Annotated in this window: 18 protein-coding genes; 6 read left to right on the top strand and 12 right to left on the bottom strand. The window is 72.6% G+C overall.

Annotated elements, in window-relative coordinates:
* Positions 1-50 precede the first annotated feature (50 nt).
* From ACSSS0_RS07315 to ACSSS0_RS07260, 12 genes are all read right to left on the bottom strand, one after another.
* Complete coding sequence (locus ACSSS0_RS07315) at positions 51-3311, bottom strand: glycoside hydrolase domain-containing protein (protein ID WP_487230590.1); 3261 nt, start codon at positions 3309-3311, stop codon at positions 51-53.
* 168 nt (positions 3312-3479) lie between these two features.
* Positions 3480-4427: an N-acetylglucosamine kinase gene (locus tag ACSSS0_RS07310; RefSeq protein ID WP_487230589.1), complete on the bottom strand. Its 948-nt coding sequence runs from the start codon at positions 4425-4427 to the stop codon at positions 3480-3482.
* Positions 4428-4440: 13 nt separating this feature from the next.
* Complete coding sequence (locus ACSSS0_RS07305; protein WP_435984661.1) at positions 4441-5349, bottom strand: carbohydrate ABC transporter permease; 909 nt, start codon at positions 5347-5349, stop codon at positions 4441-4443.
* Positions 5346-6245, bottom strand: coding sequence for a carbohydrate ABC transporter permease (locus ACSSS0_RS07300; protein WP_435984662.1), 900 nt, complete (start codon positions 6243-6245; stop codon positions 5346-5348). Before ACSSS0_RS07300 ends, ACSSS0_RS07305 begins: the two co-directional genes overlap by 4 nt.
* A 10-nt stretch (positions 6246-6255) precedes the next feature.
* Positions 6256-7575, bottom strand: a complete 1320-nt coding sequence (locus ACSSS0_RS07295; RefSeq protein WP_435984663.1) for an ABC transporter substrate-binding protein — start codon at positions 7573-7575, stop codon at positions 6256-6258.
* 68 nt (positions 7576-7643) lie between these two features.
* Positions 7644-8576, bottom strand: coding sequence for an N-acetylmuramic acid 6-phosphate etherase (locus tag ACSSS0_RS07290; RefSeq protein ID WP_487230588.1), 933 nt, complete (start codon positions 8574-8576; stop codon positions 7644-7646).
* A gap of 96 nt (positions 8577-8672) precedes the next feature.
* Positions 8673-9572, bottom strand: coding sequence for a MurR/RpiR family transcriptional regulator (locus ACSSS0_RS07285; protein WP_435984665.1), 900 nt, complete (start codon positions 9570-9572; stop codon positions 8673-8675).
* Between the two features lie 4 nt (positions 9573-9576).
* Positions 9577-11319 carry a serine hydrolase domain-containing protein gene (locus tag ACSSS0_RS07280; RefSeq protein WP_487230587.1) on the bottom strand — a complete coding sequence of 581 codons (1743 nt, stop codon included), beginning with the start codon at positions 11317-11319 and terminating at the stop codon, positions 9577-9579.
* Positions 11320-11365: 46 nt separating this feature from the next.
* Positions 11366-12688, bottom strand: a complete 1323-nt coding sequence (locus ACSSS0_RS07275; protein ID WP_487230586.1) for an exo-beta-N-acetylmuramidase NamZ family protein — start codon at positions 12686-12688, stop codon at positions 11366-11368.
* Positions 12685-13605, bottom strand: coding sequence for an endonuclease/exonuclease/phosphatase family protein (locus ACSSS0_RS07270; protein ID WP_487230585.1), 921 nt, complete (start codon positions 13603-13605; stop codon positions 12685-12687). The genes ACSSS0_RS07275 and ACSSS0_RS07270 overlap by 4 nt, the downstream gene beginning before the upstream one ends.
* A gap of 1 nt (position 13606) precedes the next feature.
* On the bottom strand, positions 13607-15418 hold the full coding sequence (locus ACSSS0_RS07265; protein WP_435984669.1) for a glycoside hydrolase family 3 protein: 1812 nt from the start codon (positions 15416-15418) through the stop codon (positions 13607-13609).
* A 128-nt stretch (positions 15419-15546) separates the two neighbouring features.
* Positions 15547-17124 carry an ATP-dependent DNA ligase gene (locus ACSSS0_RS07260; protein ID WP_487230584.1) on the bottom strand — a complete coding sequence of 526 codons (1578 nt, stop codon included), beginning with the start codon at positions 17122-17124 and terminating at the stop codon, positions 15547-15549.
* Positions 17125-17243: 119 nt separating this feature from the next.
* Between ACSSS0_RS07260 and ACSSS0_RS07255 the strand changes: the two genes are divergently transcribed.
* The 6 genes from ACSSS0_RS07255 to ACSSS0_RS07230 all read left to right on the top strand — a co-directional run bounded on the left by ACSSS0_RS07255 (position 17244) and on the right by ACSSS0_RS07230 (position 23448).
* On the top strand, positions 17244-18254 hold the full coding sequence (locus ACSSS0_RS07255; protein ID WP_487230583.1) for an alpha/beta hydrolase: 1011 nt from the start codon (positions 17244-17246) through the stop codon (positions 18252-18254).
* Between the two features lie 120 nt (positions 18255-18374).
* Entirely contained in the window at positions 18375-19160 is a 786-nt protein-coding gene (locus ACSSS0_RS07250) for an SDR family NAD(P)-dependent oxidoreductase (protein WP_487230582.1), read from the top strand.
* Entirely contained in the window at positions 19157-19927 is a 771-nt protein-coding gene (fabG, locus tag ACSSS0_RS07245; protein ID WP_435984673.1) for a 3-oxoacyl-ACP reductase FabG, read from the top strand. Before ACSSS0_RS07250 ends, fabG begins: the two co-directional genes overlap by 4 nt.
* Before the next feature lies 1 nt (position 19928).
* Entirely contained in the window at positions 19929-20978 is a 1050-nt protein-coding gene (locus tag ACSSS0_RS07240; protein WP_487230581.1) for a phosphotransferase family protein, read from the top strand.
* A gap of 3 nt (positions 20979-20981) precedes the next feature.
* A complete protein-coding gene (locus ACSSS0_RS07235; RefSeq protein ID WP_435984675.1) occupies positions 20982-22202 on the top strand; it encodes an acyl-CoA dehydrogenase family protein in 1221 nt (406 codons plus the stop codon).
* On the top strand, positions 22189-23448 hold the full coding sequence (locus tag ACSSS0_RS07230; RefSeq protein WP_487230580.1) for an acyl-CoA dehydrogenase family protein: 1260 nt from the start codon (positions 22189-22191) through the stop codon (positions 23446-23448). The genes ACSSS0_RS07235 and ACSSS0_RS07230 overlap by 14 nt, the downstream gene beginning before the upstream one ends.
* Positions 23449-23458 lie beyond the last annotated feature (10 nt).

The raw sequence follows: 23458 nt of genomic DNA, 5'->3' as shown, positions 1-23458 counted from the left end.
CCGCTCGGGTCGTTCGGGTCGTTCGGGTCGTTCGGGTCGTTCGGGCCTCGTCAGCGCAGGTAGCCGGTGACGTCCGCGACGACGTGGACCGTGCCCTGGGAGTGGTTGACGATCGTCAGGGTGCCGGCGCTGGTGAGGCGGCCGACGAGGAGGTTGGCGACGGTCTGGCCGGCGGCGAAGTTGGCGGTGGAGCTGCCGGTGGTGGCGGTGGAGTCGGCGCTGAGGAAGCCGGGCTTCTGGGGCGCGGTGGCGGTGAGGTTGACCGCGGCGGCGGTGGCTCCGGCGGGGACGGGTGACCCGGTGACGCCGGCGACCTTGATGGTGAGCGAGGCGCCGGCGGCGATCGCCGTGCGGACCGGGTTGCTCGTCGTGCCGACACGGGTGTCGAGCAGCCGGGCGGGGGCGGTCGTGGCCCACTGGTTCGACGTGCTGGCGGTCGTGACGTAGCCGGTGACGTCGGCGACGACGTGGACGGTGCCCTGGGAGTGGTTGACGATCGTCAGGGTGCCGGCGCTGGTGAGGCGGCCGACGAGGAGGTTGGCGACGGTCTGGCCGGCGGCGAAGTTGGCGGTGGAGCTGCCGGTGGTGGCGGTGGAGTCGGCGCTGAGGAAGCCGGGCTTCTGGGGTGCGGTGGCGGTGAGGTTGACCGCGGCGGCGGTGGCTCCGGCGGGGACGGGTGACCCGGTGACGCCGGCGACCTTGATGGTGAGCGAGGCGCCGGCGGCGATCGCGGTGCGGACCGGGTTGCTCGTCGTGCCGGCGCGGGTGTCGAGCAGCCGGGTCGGCGTGGTGCTCGTCCACCGCTGGCTCGTGCCGCTCGTGGTGAGGTAGCCGGTGACGTCGGCGACGACGTGGACCGTGCCCTGGGAGTGGTTGACGATCGTCAGGGTGCCGGCGCTGGTGAGGCGGCCGACGAGGAGGTTGGCGACGGTCTGGCCGGCGGCGAAGTTGGCGGTGGAGCTGCCGGTGGTGGCGGTGGAGTCGGCGCTGAGGAAGCCGGGCTTCTGGGGTGCGGTGGCGGTGAGGTTGACCGCGGCGGCGGTGGCTCCGGCGGGGACGGGTGACCCGGTGACGCCGGCGACCTTGATGGTGAGCGAGGCGCCGGCGGCGATCGCCGTGCGGACCGGGTTGCTCGTCGTGCCGACACGGGTGTCGAGCAGCCGGGTCGGAGTCACGGGGACGAGGTGTGAGAAGGACGACGGCCGGACCGCGGTCGAGGGCGTCGACGCCGGACCGGCCCCCACGACGTTCGTCGCCGTCACCGTGAAGGTGTAGGCCGTCTCGTTGCGCAGCCCCGTGAGGGTGGCCGACGTCGCCGATCCGGACACCGTCGCGCTCGCACCCGCGGGAGAGGAGGTCACGGTGTAGCCCGTCACCGGGCTGCCGTTGGGCGTGGCCGCCTTCCAGCGCACGGTCGCCCGGCCGTTGTCGGGGACCGCCGACACCGACGTCGGGGCCGACGGCGCCGTGGCCACGAGGGCGAACCGCATCGCGTCGACGCCGACCTGGGCCGTCGTGGGGCTCGGACCGCTGTCGGCGGCATGGACCCGCACCGACGTGCCGGAGCGGGCGAGGTAGGTGCCGAGCGGGGCCCAGGTGGCCGACGCCGTGGACTGGTCGACCACGGTGGTCGCGGACCCGCGCGCGTCGCTGACGGCATACGACACCTTCGCGTCGGCGCGGGTGGCCGGGACGTAGGCGCTCACGGCGTAGAGGCCGGCGGCGAGGGCCGGGGACCACGTCGCGCCGTTCTCCTCCGTGCTGCCGTTGGCGTAGGTGGAGTAGGCACGTCCCTGCACTCCCTGACCCTGGTTGGGCTTCCAGTAGTACATGTTGCCCGTGAAGAGGAACGACGGGCTGCCGGGGCCGATGGTGCCGCTGCCGTAGCTGATCGGCACCGGGGCGCCCGTGACGCGGCCGCCGACCCAGTTGGCGTCGATGTCGATCCTGACCCCGCCCCAGGTCTCGCTGCCGGTGGCGTACTGGTGCAGGCGCTGGCCGCCGGCCCAGTAGCTGTCACGGAACTCGGGGTAGCTCGTCGAGTCGGACAGCGTCTGCAGGCCGTTCCAGTTGGCGAACCACACGTTGTCCGGCGCGGTGAACCCCGTCGTGCCGACCGCCCTGGACAGGTCGACCATGAGTGAGCTGCTGCTGCCGTAGGCGCCGGACGTGTAGCCCCGGGCGTGCAGCTCCTGCGTCCACGCCGTCAGGAACGACAGGACCGTGGCCGTGCAGCCTGCGACGTTCGGGTCGTAGGCCTCCATGTCGTAGTAGACCGGCGTGCCGGCACCGAGGCCGAAGAACGCCGCCCGTCCGGCCGCGTCGGCAGCCGCGGCCCTGCCCTGCGCGGCGGCCTGCGCCGGGTCGATCGTGGCGAGGCCGGTCTGGTTGACGCAGGGTGCCTGCGGCCCGACGTAGATCGGGATGAGTCCCCAGCCCATCGCGCTGACCTGGCTCACCCAGCTCGCGGAGAGGTTGCCGTCGCCGCAGGCCCGCATCGAGCCGCCGACGTAGATGCCGACGGCGCGGTAGGGCGAGGCCAGCCAGGCCTGCATCGTCGCGACGCTCGGGGCGGCGCAGGCGTCGAACCCCATCCCGGTGAAGGTCTGCGGCGCGGACGCCACGGCGGTCGAGGACGTGCCGCTGGAGGAGCGGGGAGCCGGGGCGGACGACGAGGTGTCCGCGGTCGCGCCCGGAGCCGTCCGGGCGCTCGCCGTCGGGCTCGTCGGGCCCGCCGGCTTCGTGGGGCTCGTGGTCGCCGTCGCGAGGATGTCGTCGACCGTCGACTCGTGGGCTCCCCAGGTGGCGTCGACCTGGACGTCCTGCGCCGTGAACCGCGCCGACGTGGTGCCGGCGACACGGTCGGTCCCGGTGTGCGCCCGGAGCGTGCCGAGCACCGTCGTCCTCGAGGTCGTCGCCGTGCTCGAGCGGTCGGAGCCCGGGTGCAGCCAGATCGTCTCGGCGCGCCCGACGAGGTGCGCGGGGCAGTCCTGCTGGCTGCCCGGGCGGCCCAGGTAGACGGCCCTGACGTCGAGACGGACGCAGCGGGTGGGCTGGGCGTCGAGGTCGACCACGGCCCAGTCGGACGGCACGGAGAGGCGGACGCCGCGGTAGTCGACGGACCGCGTGCCGGTGGCGACGGCGGGCGTGGCGGGCGGGGCGGGCGAGGCCTGCGCGGGGGTGGCCGGCGTCGCCGCGGTGGGCGTCGGTGTCGTGGGCGTGAGGGCGGCGGCCGTCGTGCTCGATGCTCCGCCGAGGACCAGTGCGGCAGCGCCGAGGAGTGCCGTGAGTCGGCGTGATGGACCGGGCATGTCAGAACCTCTCGAGCGTCACGGCGGGCCGCACCGCGTGTGGATCCCTGTGGACGCGCGGCACAAAGGGGGTGAATCGGCCCACCCGGTCGGAGGCTACCGGCTCACCCCATCCCACGAGCCCCTTTGGCCTCGCCCGTTCCCGCCGAGGCACCCCGGGGCGTTCCGTCACGCCACGAGCAGGTATGCCGGGTGCTCGGGGAGCGCTCCGGTGTCGAGCAGGTGCCGGGCCAGGTGCAGGGCGCCGTCGAGCGCGCCGCCCCGGGCGGGCAAGCGGCGCCTCCCCGCGTCGGAGAGGCGGGCGTCGAGGGCGTCGGTGACGGCACGCGACGCGAGCAGGCCGCCGGTGGCCGTGAGCACCGGGTCGGTCAGGCCCTCCGCTGCGCGCAGGAGCGAGTCGGCGAGGTCGGTGCCGGAGCGGGCGGAGAGGGCGTGCGCCACGGGGTCGACGGCGGCCAGGGCCGTGACGAGCGGGGCGACGGTGGCGAGGCGCTCGGGGGCGTCGGGGCTCGTCATGACGAGTCGCGGCCAGGCCTCCGGGGAGCCGAGCAGGTCGGTGGCCGCCGCCAGCAGGGCAGGCGACCCGTCGGGGAGCCCGTCGTGGGCGCGCAGGGCCGCGCGCAGTCCCGCCATGCCGAGGGTCGCCGCCGACCCGGCGTCGCCGAGCACGTGGCCCCAGCCGTCGACGCGGCGCCACTGCCGGTCGAAGTCGGTGCCGAACGCGACCGCCCCCGTGCCTGCCGCGACGACGGCGCCCGGGCCGATGCGGCCGGTCGCGCCGACGAGGTTGGCGACGGCGTCGCTGACGACGACGGTGCGATCGGCGCCGAGACCCTCGGCGACGGTGCGCAGCACCTCGGACCGGTCGGCGAGGAAGAGCAGGCCGCGCATCGACCAGACGACGACCGCGGGCCTCGGCAGCCCGGTGGCGCCGGTGGTCGCCAGGAGGGAGCGGGCGTCGGACACGAGCGCGGCGACGTCGATGCCGCCCGACCCGACGCGCACCCCCGGTGCGGTGAGCACGGGACCGGGCGAGACGGCATACGACTGCAGGCGAAGGCCCGACCCGCCGACGTCGACGGCCACGACCGTCGGCGTCGTGGTCGGCTCGCTCACGCGAGCGAGCCGATCACTTCGCCATGCCGGCGGTCAAGCCCGCGACGATCTGCTTCGTGGCGACGAGGAAGAGCACGATGAGCGGGACCGTCGTGATGACGAGGCCGGCGAAGACGGCCGAGTAGTTCGTCGCGTTCTCACCGAAGAAGTTCGTGAGCCCGACGGGGAGGGTGTACTTGTCCTCGCTGCGCAGCAGCACGAGCGGGAAGAGGAAGTCGTTCCAGATCGGCACGAACCGGAAGACGGCCACGGTCGCCAGGGCCGGGCGCACGAGCGGGACCATGATCCGCCAGAACGTCTGCCAGCTGCTCGCGCCGTCGAGCGCCGCAGCCTCCTCGAGCTCCTCCGGCAGCTGCCGGAAGAACGTCGTGAGGACGAAGATCGAGAACGGGACGCCCGACGCGGCGTACATGAGCATGAGCCCGAGCCGGGAGTCGATGAGCCCGAGGCCGTCGAAGAGGTAGAAGATCGGCAGGATCGCGAGGTGGATCGGGAGCATGAGGCCCGAGAGGAAGAGCGCCTCGAGCCAGCGGAAGATCCGCGAGCGACCACGCGCGAGGGCGTAGGCCGCCATCGTCGCGACGGCCGTCGAGATCGCGACCGCGCCGACCGTGACGAGGAGCGAGTTGCCGAAGTACGTCGCGAAGTTGCCGGTCGTCCACGCCTCGACGTAGCTCGTCGTCGTCGGGGGCGAGGGCAGGCCGAGCGGGTCGGTGATGAGGTCGGCGTTGGTGCGGAAGCTGTTGCTCACCATGAGCAGCAGCGGCACGAGCGCCAGCGCGGCATACCCCCACAGGAGCACGCTCGCGCCCGCGCCGCCCACGGGACGGTTGACCCGCGGTGGGCGCCGACGGCTGCCCCGGTCGGGGCGAGCCGCAGCCTGCTCCTGCGGCGCCTCGGTGGTGACGACGGCCGTGGTCATGCGGTGATCCTCCGCTCGTGACGGCGCAGCACGGCCGTGGCGGCGTAGGCGCCGCCGAAGATGATGAGGAAGAGCAGCGTCGCCAGTGCCGACGAGCTGCCGATGGCGTCGGTCGCACCCGAGTCGAACGCCGTGCGGTAGAAGAGCAGCGATACGAAGTCCGTTGCGCCCGCTGGGTTTCCGGTCGACCCACCGAAGGCGTACGGGAGCGCGAAGGCCTCCATCGCGAAGATGAACGTCAGGACCGACACCGTGCCGATGGCGGGCACGAGCAGCGGCAGGGTGATCTTGAAGAAGGCCTGTCGGTTGCTCGCGCCGTCGACGCGGGCCGCCTCGCTCAGCTCCTCCGGGATGCCGCCCAGGGCCGCCCCGTAGAGCAGCACCGGGAAGCCGATCCACTGCCACACGCTGACGAGGATGACGACCCAGATCGCCGTCTTCGGGTCACCGAGCCACGGCAGGGCCCACGACTCGAGGCCGATCTTGGTCAGCAGCGTGTTGACGGGGCCGAAGGTCGGGGACAGCAGCAGCGTCCAGAGGTAGCCGATGACGATCGGGCTCACGAGGTAGGGCATCGCGTAGAGCGTCTGCAGCATCCGGCGGCTGCGCGGGCGCGTGTAGAGCAGGTAGGCGATCGTGAGCCCGAACGTGTTCTGGATGAGCATCGTGCCGAGGAAGAAGAGCACGTTGTGCAGCAGCGCCCGCGGGAGATCGGTCGTGAACGGTGCCTTGGTGAAGAGCGTCACGAAGTTCTCGAGCCCCGCGAACGCTCCGCGGGTCGTGCCCTGCCACTGGAAGAAGGCGTACGAGAACGCCGTCACCATCGGGTAGAGCACGAACACCGCGAAGAGCGCGAGCGCCGGAGCGACGAAGACCAGGCCGGTGCGGCGCCTCATGCAGCAACCGTCACGCGCTCGGCTTGAACCAGGTCTTGACGCCGGTCTCGAGGTCCTGGCTCACCGCGGCGGCGTCCTTGGAGCCGAGCAGCATCTCCTGCAGGCCCTTGCCGAGCAGGTCGGTGCCCGTGGGCGCGCCGTAGCGGAAGTCGGTGAGCAGCAGGTAGGGCGAGCCGGAGTTCGTGTAGTTCTCGCTCATCTGCTTGAGCAGCGGGTCGGTCGGCTCGACGCCCGGCACGGCCGAGATCTGCTTGATGTCGTCGGTGACCATCTGGCCGAACTCCTTCGTGGTCATCCACTTCACGAGCTCCGTGGCCTCGGTCGGGTGCTTCGACCTGGCCGACACGGCGAAGTTGCCATCGGCCCATCCTGCCGTCGTCGCGGCCGAACCGCTCGGCGACCCCGGGGCCGGCGGCACCTGGAAGATCCCGATCTTCATGGCCGGGTTGGCCTTCTGGAAGACGGACAGGTCGAAGCTGCCGCCGGGGATCATCGCGGCCTTCTCGGCCGAGAAGAGCGTCTGGGCGTCGGTCTGGGCCACCCCGGTGGCGTTCTTGGGCATGTACTTCTCGAGGTCGCCGACGACCTGCACCGATCCCACCCAGTCAGGGTCGGTGAAGGACTTCTTGCCCGAGAGCACCTCGCCCTGGAAGGCCTTGCCGCCGAAGCGCGGGGCCGCGAGGACCTCGTGGACGATCGGGAGCGTCCAGTCGTCCTTGGCGCCGATGGCGATCGGCGTGACGCCGGCGGCCATGAGCTTGTCGTTGGCGGCGATGAACTCGGCCCACGTCGTGGGTGCCGCGATGCCGTTCTTCTCGAAGAGGCCCTGGTTGTAGAACATCTGGACGGTCTGGCGGGCGAGCGGCACGGAGTAGGTCTTGCCGTCCTCCTTGCCCTTGGCGCTCGCGACGACGTTCTCGTCCCAGCCGGCGAGGTCGACCTTGCCGTCGAGCGGCAGGAGGGACTTGCTCGCGACGGTGCCCTGCAGCTGGCCGTAGGAGCGCACCTGGGGCACGTCGGGGCCGCTCGAGCCGGCGAGACCGGTCGCGAGGATCTTGTTGTACTCGGTCGCCTTGAACGCCTTGAAGTCGACGGTGACGTTCGGGTGGGCCTTCTCGTAGGCGTCGAAGATCTTGTTGTACGCGGCCTCGTCCTCCACGCGCCACGACCACACCGTCAGGGTGACCTTGCCGTCGTCTCCCGTGCTCGAGGAGCTCGAGGAGGACGGCGAGCAGGCGGTCACGACGAGCGCTCCGGAGAGCGCGGCGATCGTGAGGACCGTGCGGCGTGCGCGCCGCGACGAGCCGGGGAGGCGTGAGGCGAACGTCATGGTGGTGCTCCTGTCGGGTTCTGCTGGGTGCCTGGGGGTCGGCACGTGTGGGTGGGAGGGTGGTGGGTTCAGCGTTCTGGGGCGGGCGCGGCCGGCTGGCCGCCGAGGGACGTCAGCGCGTGCGCCACCGACCCCTCGTGGGCGGCGATGGCGTCGCGGGCCGTGCCGGCGTCGACGCCCGCGAGCATCGAGAGCAGCGCGGGCTTGAGCTCGCCGTCCGCCTCGTCGAGGGCGCGCCGGGCCTGCTCGCCGTCGGCGCCGGTGGCCTCCTGGAGGATGCGCACGACGCGGCCGCGGAGCTTGGCGTTCGTCGCGACGACGTCGACCATGAGGTTGCTCCACGTGCGACCGAGCCGGATCATCACGGCGGTCGAGAACGAGTTGAGCACGAGCTTCTGGGCGGTGCCGGCCTTGAGCCGGGTCGAGCCGGTCAGGGCCTCGGGCCCGGTGCGCACGGCGAGCAGGACGTCGGCGTGCTCGGCGAGCTCGGCGTGCGGGTTGGCGGTGACGAGCGCCGTGACGGCACCGAGCTCGCGAGCCCGCGCGAGAGCGCCGGCCACGAACGGCGTGCGCCCCGAGGCCGTGAGGCCGATGGCGATGTCGCCGGGGCGCAGGGCCTCGGCCTCGTCACGACCGAGGTCGACGTCGTCCTCGACGTTCTCGACGGCCCGGAGGAGGGCGTCGGGGCCGCCCGCGTGGTGGGCGACGACGAGCCCGGCAGGGGCGTTGAAGGTGGGGCGCAGCTCGGCGGCGTCGAGCACGGCGAGGCGTCCGGACGTGCCGGCGCCGAAGTAGTGGACGGCCCCGCCCGCGCGGAGCGACTCGACGGCGCGGTCGACGAGGCGGGCCAGCTCGGGCAGGACCTCGCCCACGGCACCGGCCACCGTCGCGTCCTCGGCGTTGAGTGCCCGCAGGATGTCGAGGGAGGTGTGCGTGTCGATGGACGTCGTCCCCGGATGGCGCTCCTCGGTGGGGGCGTCCACGGTCACCTCGCTGCTCACCCGTGCGAGGTTAGTTTCCTACGCCGCCAGCGTCAATGCCGTAAATGAGTAACATTCGCGTCACGACGGTCGGGGTCGGGCCGCCGGGGGCTCGCGTCAGTCCGTGACGTGGTGGCCGGCGACGGCCTCACGGGTGTCGGCGACGGCCTTGCGGGCCTTGCGGAGGTTGCGCTGTGCGACGGCGATGTAGAGGCAGTCGACGACCGTGAGGGCCGCGATGCGGCTCGCCGTGGCGCCCGAGCGCAGGCTCGTCTCGCGGGCGGCCGTCGTCAGGAGGATGTCGACGCCGGAGGCGAGCCGGGACAGCGGGAAGTTCGTGATCGCGACGGTGCGCGCCCCCGTGGAGCGTGCCGCCGCCAGCGCCTCGATGGTCTCGGTCGTCGTACCGGAGTGCGAGATGCCGACCGCGATGTCGCCGGGGCCGAGCAGCGTCGCGCTCGTCAGGGCGATGTGGGGGTCGTTCCACGCGAAGGCCACGATGCCGATGCGGTGCAGCTTCTGCTGGAGGTCGGTGCCGACGATGGAGCTCGCGCCGATGCCGTAGATGTCGACGCGACCGGCCCGGGCGATGCCCGCCGCCGCAGACGCGAGGGCGTCGCGGTCGAGCTGCTGGGCCGTCTCCTCGACGGCGCTCGCGTCGGTGAAGGCGACCTTGGCGATGATGTCGTCGATCGTGTCGCTCGCGCTGATGTCGGTGCCGCTGCGGCTCATCGTGCGCGGCTGGGCCGACTCCTCGGCGAGCGCGAGCCGCAGCTGCGGGTAGCCGGGGAGCCCCAGGCGGCGGCAGAAGCGCAGCACCGTCGTCTCGGACGTGCGTGCGGCCGTGGCCAGCTCGCTGATGGTCAGTCCGGCAGCGCGGCGCGCGTCGGCGAGGACGATGTCGGCGACACGGTCCTCGGCCGGCGACAGCGAGGGCTTGATCCCCCGCAGGCGGATGAGCAGCGATGCGCTCGCGGCACCTGCGGGGGACGAGGCCCCGTCCTCGGTCCTGGGCATGTGCCTACGCTACGGCGTCGCGGCCGGCGAGCCGCCAACCATCCGCCGTGAAGGCGCCGGGTGTCTTCTCGCCGTCGAGCAGGACGCCGCCGGGTCCCTGGACGACGACGTCGTCGACGGCCACGCCCCGACCGAGGTAGCCCCCGTCGGTCGTGTGCCGCCAGCGCAGCTGCTGCGACCCCGCCGGCAGGTCGGCCCGGACCTGGACCCACCGACGCGTGCCCGCCCCGGAGATGACGCCGTCGGCGGTCTCGGTCTGGCCGCGGTCGACGACGTCGAACGGCAGGGCCGTCCACGTCGCTCCGCCGTCGGTGGAGCGCTCGAGGTGGAGCAGGTCGGTCTCCTCGGTGTCGAGGAAGAGGTCGAAGCCGAGGCGGGCGCCGCCAGGACCGACCGGGAGGGTGGGTGTCGTCAGGGTCGTGGTCGTCGCGTTGTCGGAACCGGTGAACCAGGCCGTGTCGCCGTGGCGCGGTCGGATGCCCATCGACGCGGCGAGGCCGTGCGCCCACTCGCGGCGGGCGAGGTTGACCGATCCCCAGCTGCGCGACGGGTGCACGCGGTTCGTGAGCAGGATCGCGAAGGAGCGCGACGTGAAGTCGATGACGATCGACGTGCCGGTGTAGCCGGTGTGGCCCGCCGTGCGGGGCCCGGAGAGGGCGTCCATGTACCAGCGCTGGTCCAGCTCGAAGCCGAGGCCGTGCGAGTCGCCCGGGAAGGCGCCGTTGAAGTTCGTGATGAGGGCCTCGACGCTCTTGCGGCTGAGGATGCGCTCACCGCGGTACGTGCCGCCGTTGAGCAGGGCCTGCGACAGGATCGCGAGGTCGTCCACGGTGGAGAAGACGCCGGCGTGCCCGGCGACCCCGCCCAGCGACCAGGCGTTCTCGTCGTGCACCTCGCCGCGGACCATGCCGCGCGGCGGGGCCGTCTGGTACTCCGTCGCGGCCGTCCGGGCCTTGTCGGTCGGGTTGTAGCCGGTGTCCTTCATGCCGAGCGGCGCGGTGATCCGGTCGTGCACGACGGTGTCGAGCGGCTCGCCCCGCAGCTTCTCGACCATGACGCCGAGGGTGATGAGGTTGAGGTCGCTGTAGAGGTAGGTCGTGCCGGGCGCGTTGGTCAGCGGCTGGTCCATGACGGCCTTGATGCGCGAGGCCTTGTCGGGCCACTTGCTCCACAGCGGCAGCCATGACGTGAAGCCGGACGTGTGCGTCAGCAGCTGGCGCACCGTCACCGCCCCCTTGCCGGCGGCGGCGAACTCGGGGAGATAGGTCGCGACGGGGCTCTCGAGGGAGACCCGCCCCTCCTCGATGAGCTGCACGACGGCGATCGAGGTGAAGAGCTTCGAGACCGAGGCGAGGTCGAAGATCGTGTCGGTCCGCATCGGCTCCCACTGGTCGCGCGGCAGCTCGGTCGTCGCGTCGGCGTAGCGCAGGGCCCAGCCGCTCGCGTCGCGCTCGACGATGCGACCCTCGTGGCCCATGATCCCGACCGCGCCCGCGAAGAGCGGGTGACCCGTCGCGTCGACCTGCTCGTGGGTGTGGATCTGGGCCACCGACTCGGCGATCGGCGCCGGGTCGAGCCCGAGCGACGCGGGGCTCGCGTCGGACAGGACGGTGTTGGGCGGGGCGAAGCCGCGGTCCGGCTTGCTGAAGTCGTCGGCCGTCGCGGAGCCCACGGGGCCGACGGTCACGAGGCTGCCCGCGAGGGCGAGGCTGCCGAGGGCAGCGGGGACGAGGGTGCGCAGGCGCATGTCACTCCTAGATCGTGCAACAGGTCGTCAGGCGTCGGGGAAGGGGTCAGTGCGAGGGGCCGCGGTAGAGGAGGTACTGCTGGCGCCGGGCGTCGAAGGCCGCGAGCTCGTCGCGCCACGCCCCGACGACCTCGTCGGCCGAGGCGCCGGCCGAGATCTGGGTGCGCAGCCGCTGCGACCCGGTCAGCTTGTCGATCCAGTAGGGCCGCGCCGGGTCGTAGGAGTCGTAGCGCCAGGCGAAGTCGCTGTAGAGCGCCTTGGCCGCGACGAGCATCTCGACGCTCGACCGGATCGGGTCGAAGGTCGACGGGTCGGTGACGTGCAGCTGGACACCGCCGCAGACGAGACCGGTGTGCTTGCTGAACGTCGGGGAGAAGTAGGCCTCGCGGAAGCCCACGCCCGGAAGGTCCAGAGCCGCAAGGCGTTCGGCCCACCTGTAGTCGACGTAGGGCGCCCCGATGAGCTCGAACGGCCGCGTCGTGCCGCGGCCCTCGGAGAGGTTGGTCCCCTCGAACATCCCCGTGCCGGGGTAGACGAGCGCGGTGTCGGGAGTCGGCATGTTGGGACTCGGCATGACCCACGGGAGCCCGGTGACGGCATACGGCACGTCCCTGCGCCAGCCCTTGACCTCGATGACGGACAGCTCGGCGAGCCGTCCACCGGCGTCGGCCGTGAGGAACTCGCCGTCGAAGTAGCGCGCGAGCTCGCCGACCGTCATGCCGTGGGCCTGGACGATCTCCTTGGCGCCGACACCGGAGGTCCACGGCGTCGTCATCATCGGCCCCCTCGCCGTGCCGCCGATGGGGTTCGGGCGGTCGAGCACGACGAAGCGGGCGCCGACGGCGACGGCCGCGCGCATGGCCGTGTACATCGTCCAGATGTAGGTGTAGAAGCGCGATCCGACGTCCTGGATGTCGAAGACGACGGTCTCGACGCCGGCCGTGCGGAAGAGGGTCGTCATCTTCGCGGCGTTGGCGCCGTAGGCGTCGTAGACCATGAGCCCGGTGCGCGGGTCGGTGTGGTTGCCCTCGGAGTCGCCGGCCTGCGCGGTGCCGCGGAAGCCGTGCTCGGGCCCGAAGACGCCGACGATGTCGACGGCGCCGGACTCGTGCATCTCGTCGACGATGGTGCGCAGGTTGGTGAGGATGCCGGTCGGGTTGGTGATGATCCCGACCTTCTGCCCCGAGAGTGCCGACCAGCTCGAGGCGGCGGCGCTCTGAGCGCCGGTCGTGACGGGGTTGTTGGGGTAGCTGCTCGCGTATGCCGTCGGGCCGGCTTGGGCGGCAACGGATCCCGCCGCGGTGGCGGGGATGGCGACGGCGCCGAGCGCGCCGGCGGTGAGCAGCTGCCTGCGGTTGAGGTTGGTCATCTGGATGTCTCCGATCCTTGGTCGAGCAGGACGGTCGCGGCGACGGCACGGTGGTCGCTCGCGCCGGCGAGGGCGGGGTCGTGGGCGGTGCTGGCGTGCACGACCTCGATGCCGGGGGAGACGGCGACGAGGTCGATGCGCTTGGTGGGGTCGAGTGCGGGGTAGGTGAGGCCCGGCTCGCCGTCGCGGGTCGGGGCCACGGCCCAGGCGTCGCGCAGCCGGGTCCACAGGCCGGCCAGCTCCGGGGCGCTCGCGTCGGCGTTGAGGTCACCGAGGAGCACCTGGTCGGCGCCGGGCGGGTCCTCGTCGAGGATCGCGACCGTGTCGGCGACCTGGAGACGCCGGACGGTCGGGTCACCGCGGTAGTCGAGGTGCGTGACGTAGACGTGGGTGCGCGCCCCGCCGATCTGGACGGTCGCCTCGAGGAAGCCGGGACCCGGTGCCGGGACGGGGTTCGGGTCCTGGGTCGAGAGCCGCGTCAGGTCGTGGTTCTCCACGGCGACGATCGGGTGCCGCGAGAGCAGGGCGACGCCGAACTCCCGACGCGGTGCACCGGGGGTCAGCGGGTCGAGGCCGTAGATCGGGGCGAAGGCGGTGCGCATCCCGAGCCGGCGCCCGAGCTCGGCGACGGTGTCGTCGAAGTGGCTGCGCTCGCCCCAGTGGACGTCGGCCTCCTCGAGGCCCACGACGTCGGCGTCGAGGGCCCGGATCGCGGCAGCGGTGCGATCGAGGTCGTAGACGTCGTCGCTGCCCGCGCCCGCGTGGATGTTGTACGTCGCGACGACGGCGCGGACCGGCGGCGGTGCCGAGCCGGTCGCGACCGCCGGCCCGTCGGCGCCCGCACCGCCTGAGGTGCTTGCGGTGGCCGCGGCGACGACGAGAGCCGTCGCCGCGACCACCCGGTGCAGGGCGCCCATCTCAGTAGGTCAGCCCGTGCCCGAACGGGTAGAGCACCGTGGCGGGGTCGCCCGCCACGGGGATGTCGACGGGCAGCGAGGCCGTCGGCGCCACGTCGCCGACGATGACGCGCGCAGCCGCCTCGATCGCGACGGGGCTGTAGGAGTACGTCGCGACGTAGGTCGGGGCGCTCGGGAAGTACGCGATGTCGTAGGGGTCGCGCACGGCGACGACGACGACGGTCTTCCCGGTCTCGAGCAGGGTCTTGACGAGCTTCTGCTGACCGCCGCGAGTGTCGGTGACGCTCGTGTCCCACGCCTTCATCGTCGTGACGACGACGACGTCCTTGTCGGCGGCCGCCGCGACGGCGGATGCCACCGCGGTGTCGGTGGGCGACGTGCCGGTCTGGACGGTCTGGACCGTCGCGCCCTTGGCCGTCAGGGCGGCCGCGAGGGTGGCGGTCGTCGAGACGCCGTAGCCGGTGACGAGGACCTTCTTGCCGCTCGGGGCGATCGGCAGGGCCTTGGCGTCGTTCTTGACGAGCGTCGTCGTGCGGTCGGTGACCGCGGCGGCCGACGCGAGGTGGGCAGGGGTGCCGACGACCGAGGCGACGGCAGCCGGGTCGGCGTACGGCCGGGCCACGATGCCGCGGCGGTACTTGAGACCCAGCACGCGGCGCACCTTGGCGTCGAGCTCGTTGCCCGGGATGCGGCCGCTGCGGACGGCCGCGATGACGGCGGCGTACGCGTCGTCCATGGCGGGGGTCATGAGCAGCTGGTCGACGCCGGCGAGCAGGGCGCGGACGGCCACCTCGGCGTCGCCGTAGAGGTCGCGGACGCCCTGCATGGCGAGGGAGTCGGTGACGATGACGCCCTCGTAGCCGAGCTCCTCGCGCAGGACGCCGGTCATGATCGGCTTGCTCAGCGTGGCCGGGTTGCCCGAGTCGTCGAGCGCCGGGAACGACAGGTGGGCCGTCATGATCATGTCGATCTGCTCGTTGATCGCCGCCTTGAAGGGCGGGGCGTCGATGGCCTCCCACTGCTCGCGCGTGTGGGTGATGATCGGGAACGCCACGTGGCTGTCGGTCGCCGTGTCGCCGTGGCCGGGGAAGTGCTTGGCCGACGAGGCGACGCCGCCGTCGCGCTGGTAGCCGGCCACCTGGGCGGCCGCCAGCTCGGCGGCGAGATCGGCCCGCGACGAGAAGGACCGCGTGCCGATGACGGGGTTGAGCGGGTTGACGTTGACGTCGCAGTCGGGCGCGAAGTTCGTGTTGACGCCCATCGCGAGCAGCTCGCGGCCGGTGATGGCGGCGGCCGTGCGCGCGTCGGGGGCGCTGCGGCCGGCGCCGAGGGCCATCGAGCCGGGGAACTGGGTGGCCGGCGGTCCGATGCGCGTGACGACGCCCTGCTCCTGGTCGGTCGCGATCTGGAGCGGGACGCGCACCTTGCTCGGCTGCGTCAGGGCCGCCTTCTGCAGGCCGTTGGAGAGGCCGACGATCTGGTCGGGGTTCTGCACGCTGTCGGTCCACGCGAAGTAGATGACGCCGCCGAGGTGGTACTTCTGCACGACCTCGGCCGGGCTCGCGACGCCGTAGAGCGGGAGGTTTCGGCTGTCGGGCGTCGTCGCGTCCTTGCCGTAGACGTTCTGGATGAAGAGCTGACCGACCTTCTCCTCCAAGGACATCCGGGCGATCGTCGAGGTCACCCACCCCATCTCGCCGGCGGTCGCCGCGGGGGATGCGTTGGTCGCGGCGCGGGCGCTACCGGCCGCGGCACCGGCTGCCGCGGCGGCGAGGCCACCGGCGATCACCGAGCGACGTGAGAGTTCGGACATGGACATGGTGCCTCCAGGGATGTGAAGAATTCACGCAATATGCCGTCTGGCCGGAACTTACCTACGTACTGTGGCGTAGGCAACAGATAGCGGCGTGCCATCTCACGACGCGCCGACGCGGGGCGCGATCACCAGCCGGCGAGCGACCTCACGGTCTGCACGGTGTCGATCTCGGAGACCGGCTTGTCGTCGCGGTAGCGCAGCACCCGCGCGAAGCGCAGCGCCATGCCGCCGGGGTAGCGCGACGACCGCTGCACGCCGTCGAAGGCGATCTCGACGACCTGCTCGTGGCGCAGCGGGACGACCCCCCACTGCTGGCCCGACCGGTCCGCCCCGACGTCGGCCGGGTCGAGCGCCAGCTCGCTGAAGCGCTCGGTCTGCCACGCGAGCATCTCGTCGGTCATCCCCTTGAAGGTCTTGCCGAGCATGACGAGCTCACCGGTGTCGGCGTCGCGGGCGCCGAGGTGGATGTTGGACAGCCACCCCTGGCGCCGGCCGCTGCCCCACTCGACGGCGAGGACGATGAGGTCGAGGGTGTGCCGCGGCTTGACCTTGACCCAGCCGGGACCGCGGCGGCCGGCGGCATACGGCAGCGCGGGGTCCTTGACGACGACGCCCTCGTGGCCGGCGGCGACGAGGTCGGCGAAGAACTGCTGCGCGCGCTGGGGGTCGTCGGTGCGCTCGCGCGGCACCCGCCACGCCGGCGGCACCGTCGCGGCGAGGCGCTGCCAGCGCACGTGCGCCGGCTCGTCGAGCAGGTCCTCGCCGTCGAGATGGAGCAGGTCGAAGAAGAACGGCGTCAGCGGCACCTCCTCGCGCAGCCGGTCGACGTCGGCCGAGCTCGCCGTGCGGGCGCCCGTGACCTGGAAGGGCTGCGGCCGGCCGCCGTCACCGAGGGCGATGACCTCGCCGTCGAGCACGAGCGTCTCGACGTCGAGCGTCGCGAGCGCCTCGGTGATCTCGGGCATCCGGTCGGTGACCTCGTCGAGGGTGCGGGTGAAGAGGCGCACGCTGCCGGGGCTCGTGCGGTTGTCGACGTGCGCCTGGAGGCGTATGCCGTCCAGCTTGGTCTCGACGACCACCTCGCCTCCCAGCGTGTCGAGGGCCGCGGCGACGTCGGGGGCCGAGCCGGCGAGCATCGGTCGCAGCGGGCGTCCGACCTCGAGCGTCAGGGCCGCGAGGGCGTCGGTGCCGCCGGTGAGGGCGGCGCGCGCGACCGGCCCCGCGAAGCCGGCGAGCATGACGGCGCGTCGCACCGCGGCGTCGGGCACCTCGGCCGCCTTGGCGATCGCCTGGAGCACGACCCCGTCGCCCGCGCCCTGCCGGGTCTCGCCCGTGATGAGGCCGCGCAGCCACACCTGCTCGTCGGCGGTGGCGCGTGAGAAGAGGTCGCGCACGGCGGCGCTGCGGGCCGCGCCCGAGCCCGAGCCGCCGATGGCGGCGATCGTCGTGGCCGCGGCGTCGACCTCCTCGACCGTCAGGGTCGAGGCCTCCGCCGCGCCGGGCAGGCCCTGCAGCCCCCGCCAGCTGACGCCGATGCGGCGTTGCGGGAGGGCACCCGACAGGTGGGCCGTCACGACCTCGACGACGTCGGGTCCGTCCTGCGCCGCACGCTGCAGGCAGGCCGCCAGCGCCTCGACCTTGGCCGTGCGCGACGACGTGGCGGCGACGGTGTGCGAGGTGGCGACGACGTCGGAGAGCTGCATGTCCCGATCCTGCCCCGCCCCGCCGACACCCACCACCTCCACCGTCGAGAGGCCACGATCTGGCGGTGGTCAGCGCTCGAGTGGCCGACGTCCGCGGTCGACCGGACTAGATTCGCCGCATGGGTGGCATCGTCGACCGGACCCGCGGTCTCGCGCGCAGGCTCGCGCTGGGCACGGCGACCGCCGCCGGCGCGCTGGTCGTGACCGCCCGGACGACCCCCTGGCCCTCGGCGCTGCTCCTCCGGGCCGTCTTCGACCGCGGGGCGGCGCGGGCGAGCGCGGCCCTGGAGAAGCACGTCCCGGGCGACCTCGTCGAGGTCGTCGACGAGGCGTACGACATCGCGTCCCCCGACGGGCGGCTCGACGTCTTCCGGCCGCCCCGCGACGAGCCCCTGCCCGCCGTCGTCTGGGTGCACGGCGGCGCCTTCGTGTCGGGCTCGAAGGGCGACGTCGCCAACTACCTCCGCGTGCTCGCCGGTCGCGGGTTCACGACGGTCGGGGTCGACTACTCGATCGCCCCGGGCTCGCGCTATCCCACGCCTGTCAGGCAGGTGGCGGCCGCGCTCGCCCACCTCGTCGACCACGCCGACCGGCTCGGCGTGGATCCGGCGCGCATCGTCCTCGCCGGCGACTCGGCCGGTGCCCAGATCGCCTCCCAGGTCGGCCTGCTCGTCAGCGACGCGGCCTACGCGAGCGACGTCGGCATCGACGTCGACGTGCCGCCGGAGTCCCTCAGGGGCCTCGTGCTCTTCTGCGGCGCCTACGACTTCACGCTCGCGCAGGGGTCGACCCGGCTGGGCAGCTGGCTCGTCGACACGGCCATCTGGTCCTACCTCGGCTCGAGCCGTCGCCACGACGAGCGCACGACCCGGCAGGGCTCGGTCCCGGTCCACGTCACGCCGTCGTTCCCTCCGGCCTTCGTCTCCGCCGGCAACGGCGACCCCCTCCTCCCGCACACGCTCGCGCTCGTCGAGGCGCTGCAGCGGCACGGGGTCGACCACGACGCCCTGCTCTTCGCCGACGACCACGAGCCGCGGCTCGGGCACGAGTTCCAGTTCGACCTCGACACCGCTGACGGACGTGAGGCGCTCGACCGGGCCGTCGCGTTCATCGAGCGCGTCGTCGGCTGACCCCAGCCCACCTGCGGGTCGTTCGTGGCCTCTCGACGGGTGGGAAGGGTGGGGGTCACTTGACGTGGGGGGTCCTTGTCGTCAAGGTAAGCAAGCGCTTAGTCCATCGCGAGGAGCAGCATGCCCGACACCGCCGTCGTCACCGGAGCAGCCCGGGGGATCGGCCGCGCCATCGCCACCCGCCTCGCCCGCGAGGGCTGGCAGGTCGTCGTCGCGGACCTCGACGCGGCCGAGCTCGCGACGGCCGCCGAGGAGATCGGCGCCGTCGCCGTCCCGGGCGACACGTCGACCGACGCCGGCGTGCGGCACCTCGTCGACACGGCATACGGCCGCTTCGGGCAGGTGGACGTCTTCTTCGCCAACGCGGGGATCGGCACGCTCGCCGGTCTCGACGCGTCCGACGACGAGTGGACCCGCACTCTCGAGACCAACGTCCTCGCCCACGTGCGCGCCGCCCGGCATCTCGTGCCGCGCTGGCTCGACGCCGGTGGCGGCCGTCTCGTCGTCACCGCATCGGCCGCCGGGCTGCTGACGATGCTCGGCGACGCCCCCTACTCCGTGAGCAAGCACGGCGCCGTCGCGTTCGCCGAGTGGCTGAGCGCGACGTACCGCCACCGCGGGATCGTCGTGCAGGCGATCTGCCCCCAGGGCGTGCAGACCCGGATGCTCGACGGCTCTGGCCCGCTCAAGGACCTGCTCACCCTCGACGCGACGCTCACCGCCGACGAGGTCGCCGACGCGTCGTTCCGGGCGCTCGCGGGCGACGAGTTCTACGTGCTCCCGCACCCCGAGGTGGGCGGCTACTACGCGCAGCGCGCCGCGCATCCCGACGCCTGGCTCGCCGGCATGAACCGGCTCCAGCAGAAGCTCGACCACCAGACCGCCGACCAGCAGGAGAACGCATGACCGACCAGCCGAACACCTCCCAGCGCACCGCCGTCGTCACCGGGGCCGCGCGCGGCATCGGCGCCGCCGTGGCCAAGCGCCTCGCCTCCGACGGGTTTGCCGTCGCCGTCCTCGACCTCGACGAGTCCGCTTGTGCTGCAGTGGTGTCCGAGATCGAGGCTGCCGGCGGCAAGGGCCTCGCCGTCGGTGTCGACGTGTCCGACGAGGCGGGCGTCCAGGCGGCCGTCGACCGTGTCGCCTCCGAGCTCGGCGCCCCGACGGTGCTCGTCAACAACGCGGGCATCATCCGCGACAACATGCTCTTCAAGATGAGCGCCGACGACTGGGACGCCGTGATGAACGTCCACCTGCGTGGCTCGTTCCTCATGACGCGCGCGACGCAGAAGCACATGATCGACGCGAAGTTCGGCCGCATCGTCAACCTCAGCTCGACCTCTGCGCTCGGCAACCGCGGGCAGGCCAACTACTCCGCGGCCAAGGCCGGGCTGCAGGGCTTCACGAAGACCCTCGCCATCGAGCTCGGCAAGTTCGGGGTCACGGCCAACGCCATCGCCCCGGGCTTCATCGCCACCGACATGACGCGGCAGACGGCCGAGCGCATGGGCATCACCTTCGAGCAGTTCCTCGAGGGCGCCGCCAAGGAGATCCCGGTGGCCCGCGTCGGACAGCCCGAGGACATCGCCGCCACGACGTCCTTCCTCGTGCGCGACGAGGCCGGCTTCGTCTCCGGCCAGGTCATCTACGTCGCCGGCGGGCCGAAGGACTGACGTGACGGACGCCCGCGACGCCCCTGCCCCCGACGGCGACCCGCCGGGCCTGCCGCTCGACCGCCTCCGGGGCTTCCTCGACGACGCGGCCCCCGGCCTGCTCGACGGTCCGCTCAACGGAAGGGTCGTCGCGGGCGGCAAGTCCAACCTCACCTACGAGGTGGGCGACGGGACCCGCACCGTCATCGTGCGGCGGCCGCCCCTCGGCCACGTGCTCGCCACCGCGCACGACATGGTGCGCGAGCACCGCGTCATCACCGCCCTGCGCGACACCGCCGTGCCCGTCCCCGCCACGTATGCCGTGTGCGACGACCCCGACGTCATCGGGTCGCCGTTCTACGTCATGGAGCGCGTCGCGGGCACGCCCTACCGCTTCGAGGCGCAGCTCCAGCCGCTCGGCGCCGAGCGGGTGCGCGCGATCAGCGAGCGGATGGTCGACACCCTCGTCGCCCTGCACGCCGTCGACCCCGCGTCCGTGGGGCTCTCCGACTTCGGCCGTCCCGACGGCTTCCTCGAGCGGCAGGTGCGGCGCTGGAAGCAGCAGCTCGACGCCTCCCGCAGCCGCGAGCTGCCGGGCATCGATGAGCTCCATGAGCGCCTCGCGGGCTCCGTTCCCGCGCAAGGCGATCCGACGATCGTCCACGGGGACTTCCGCCTCGACAACCTCCTCGTCACCGGTGACGACGAAGTGTCGGCCGTGCTCGACTGGGAGATGGCCACGCTCGGCGACCCGCTCACCGACGTGGCGCTGCTCGAGGCCTACCAGACCCTCCCGCTCATGATGGACAGCGTCGCCGTCTCCGACGTCTCGCGGACGCCCGGCTGGATCAGCGGGCCCGAGCTGCGCCAGCGGTATGCCGCCGCGAGCGGTCGCGACCTCGGGCACCTCTCGTTCCACCTCGGGCTCGCCTACTTCAAGCTCGCGGTCATCCTCGAGGGCATCCACTACCGCTACAACCAGGGCCAGACGGTCGGGAGCGGCTTCGCCAGCATCGGCGAGGCCACCGTCCCGCTCGTCACGGCCGGCCTCGCCGCCGTCAAGGAGAGCTGAACCATGGACTTCGGATTCGACGCCCGCACCGAGGAGCTGCGCCAGGAGCTGCTCGGCCTCATGGACGAGCGCATCGTGCCGTCGCTGCCGGTCTTCGACGAGCAGGTCTCGGCGCTGCCCGACCGTTGGGCGTGGAGCACCGCCCCGGTCCTCCAGGACCTCCGGCGGGAGGCGCGCGACCTCGGTCTGTGGAACGTGTTCCTCCCCGGCGAGCACGGCGCCGGCCTGACGAACCTCCAGTACGCCCCGCTGGCCGAGATCACCGGTCGCTGCATCCGTCTGGCCCCCGCGGTCCTCAACTGCGCCGCGCCCGACACCGGCAACATGGAGGTGCTCGCCCAGTTCGGCAACGCCGAGCAGCAGGAGCGCTGGCTGAAACCCTTGCTGCGCGGCGAGATCCGCTCGGCGTTCGCGATGACCGAGCCCGACGTCGCGAGCAGCGACGCCACCAACATCGGCACGAGCATCCGGCGCGACGGCGACGACTACGTCATCAACGGCCGCAAGTGGTGGATCACCGGGGCGATGAACCCCGAGTGCGAGGTCCTCATCGTCATGGGCAAGACCGACCCCGAGGCCGACCGGCACCGCCAGCAGTCGATGGTCCTCGTCCCCCGCGACGCCCCCGGCGTGGAGGTCGTGCGCGGCATGGAGGTCTTCGGCTACGACGACCACGACCACGGGGGTCACGCCGAGCTGCGCTTCACGGACGTCCGCGTGCCGGCGGGCAACCTCATCGGCGAGGAGGGCACCGGCTTCGCCATCGCGCAGGCTCGTCTCGGGCCCGGTCGCATCCACCACTGCATGCGCTCGATCGGCCTCGCCGAGGTCGCCATCGAGGCGATGTGTCGCCGCGCCTCCGAGCGGGTCGCCTTCGGCCGGCCCATCGCCGAGCAGGGCGTCGTGCGCGACTGGATCGCCGAGTCCCGCGTGCGCATCGAGCAGCTGCGCCTGCTCGTGCTCAAGACCGCCTGGCTCATGGACACCGTCGGCAACAAGGGCGCCCACACCGAGATCCAGGCCATCAAGATCGCGACACCCAAGACGGTCGAGTGGATCCTCGACAAGGCCATCCAGACCCACGGCGCCGCCGGGCTCAGCCAGGACACCGAGCTCGCGGCCGCCTTCGCCGGCATCCGCACGCTGCGTTTCGCCGACGGCCCCGACGAGGTGCACAAGAACGCGCTCGCCAAGGCCGAGCTGCGGAGGTATGCCGCCCGCTGACCTCCGCCGGACGGCATACGCCCGCCGGGCGCCCGACGGCACGACCCACCCCGACCGCACGACGAAGGGACCGACGATGGACTTCGACCTCAGCGCCGAGGAGCGCGAGATCCGCGACTGGGTGCGCACGTTCGTGCGCAAGGAGATCGTGCCGCTCGAGCCGCAGGTGCTCGAGCGCGAGCGACGCAACGAGCGCGGCCTGACTGCCGAGGAGCTGAAAGCGCTGCAGGACAAGGCCCGCGCGTCCGGCTTCTTCGGCATCCAGACGCCCGAGAGCCACGGCGGCATGGGGCAGGGCGCCGTCGTCGCGGCCCTCATCGAGATCGAGCTCGGCCGGTCGTTCGTGCCGTTCCGCTTCGCCGGCGAGGCCGACAACATCCTCTTCTCGGCCACCGAGGAGCAGCAGGAGACCTACCTGCGCCCGACGATCGAGGGCACCCGGAGGTCGTGCTTCGCCATCACCGAGCCCGGCGCCGGCTCCGACGCCCGTGCCATCCGCACGAGCGCGCGCCGCGAGGGCGACGAGTGGGTCATCAACGGCGAGAAGACCTTCATCACGGGCGGCAACGAGGCCGACTTCGTCATGGTCTTCGCCGTCACGGACAAGGAGAAGGGGGCCGACGGGGGCGTCACGTGCTTCCTCGTCGACCGCGACCGCGGCTGGACGAGCACGCCCATCGACACGATGGGGGAGTGGGGGCCTGCCGCGCTCGTCTTCGACGACGTCCGGGTGCCGCACTCGGCGATCCTCGGCGAGGAGGGCAAGGGCTTCGACCTCGCGATGCGGTGGATCGGCAAGGGCCGCTACATGCTGCCCGCGCGCGCCCTCGGCTCGTGCGAGCGGCTCGTCGAGATGGGCATGGAGTGGGCCCGCAACCGCGTCACCTTCGGCCAGCCGATCGCCGAGCGGCAGGCCATCCAGTGGATGGTCGCCGACTCCGCCGTCGAGATCGAGGCGCTGCGCTGGCTCGTGCTCACTGCCGCCTGGCAGGTCGACCGCGGCCTCGACTCGCGCCAGTCGCAGTCGATGGCCAAGCTCTACGGCGGAGTCAAGGCCAACGAGATCGTCGACCGGGTGCTCCAGATGCACGGCGGCATGGGCTACACCCGCGAGCTGCCCGTCGAGCGGTGGTACCGCGAGCTGCGGCTCCTGCGCATCTACGAGGGCACCGACGAGATCCAGCGCCGCACCATCGCGCGCAACCTGCTCAAGGGGCACGCGTCGGTGCGCGGGCACCTGGGCTGACGCGCGGCGG

Source organism: Terrabacter sp. R4-6 (assembly GCF_057529065.1).
Note: the sequence above shows the minus strand (reverse complement) of the source record. Positions and strands in the feature narration are given on the sequence as shown.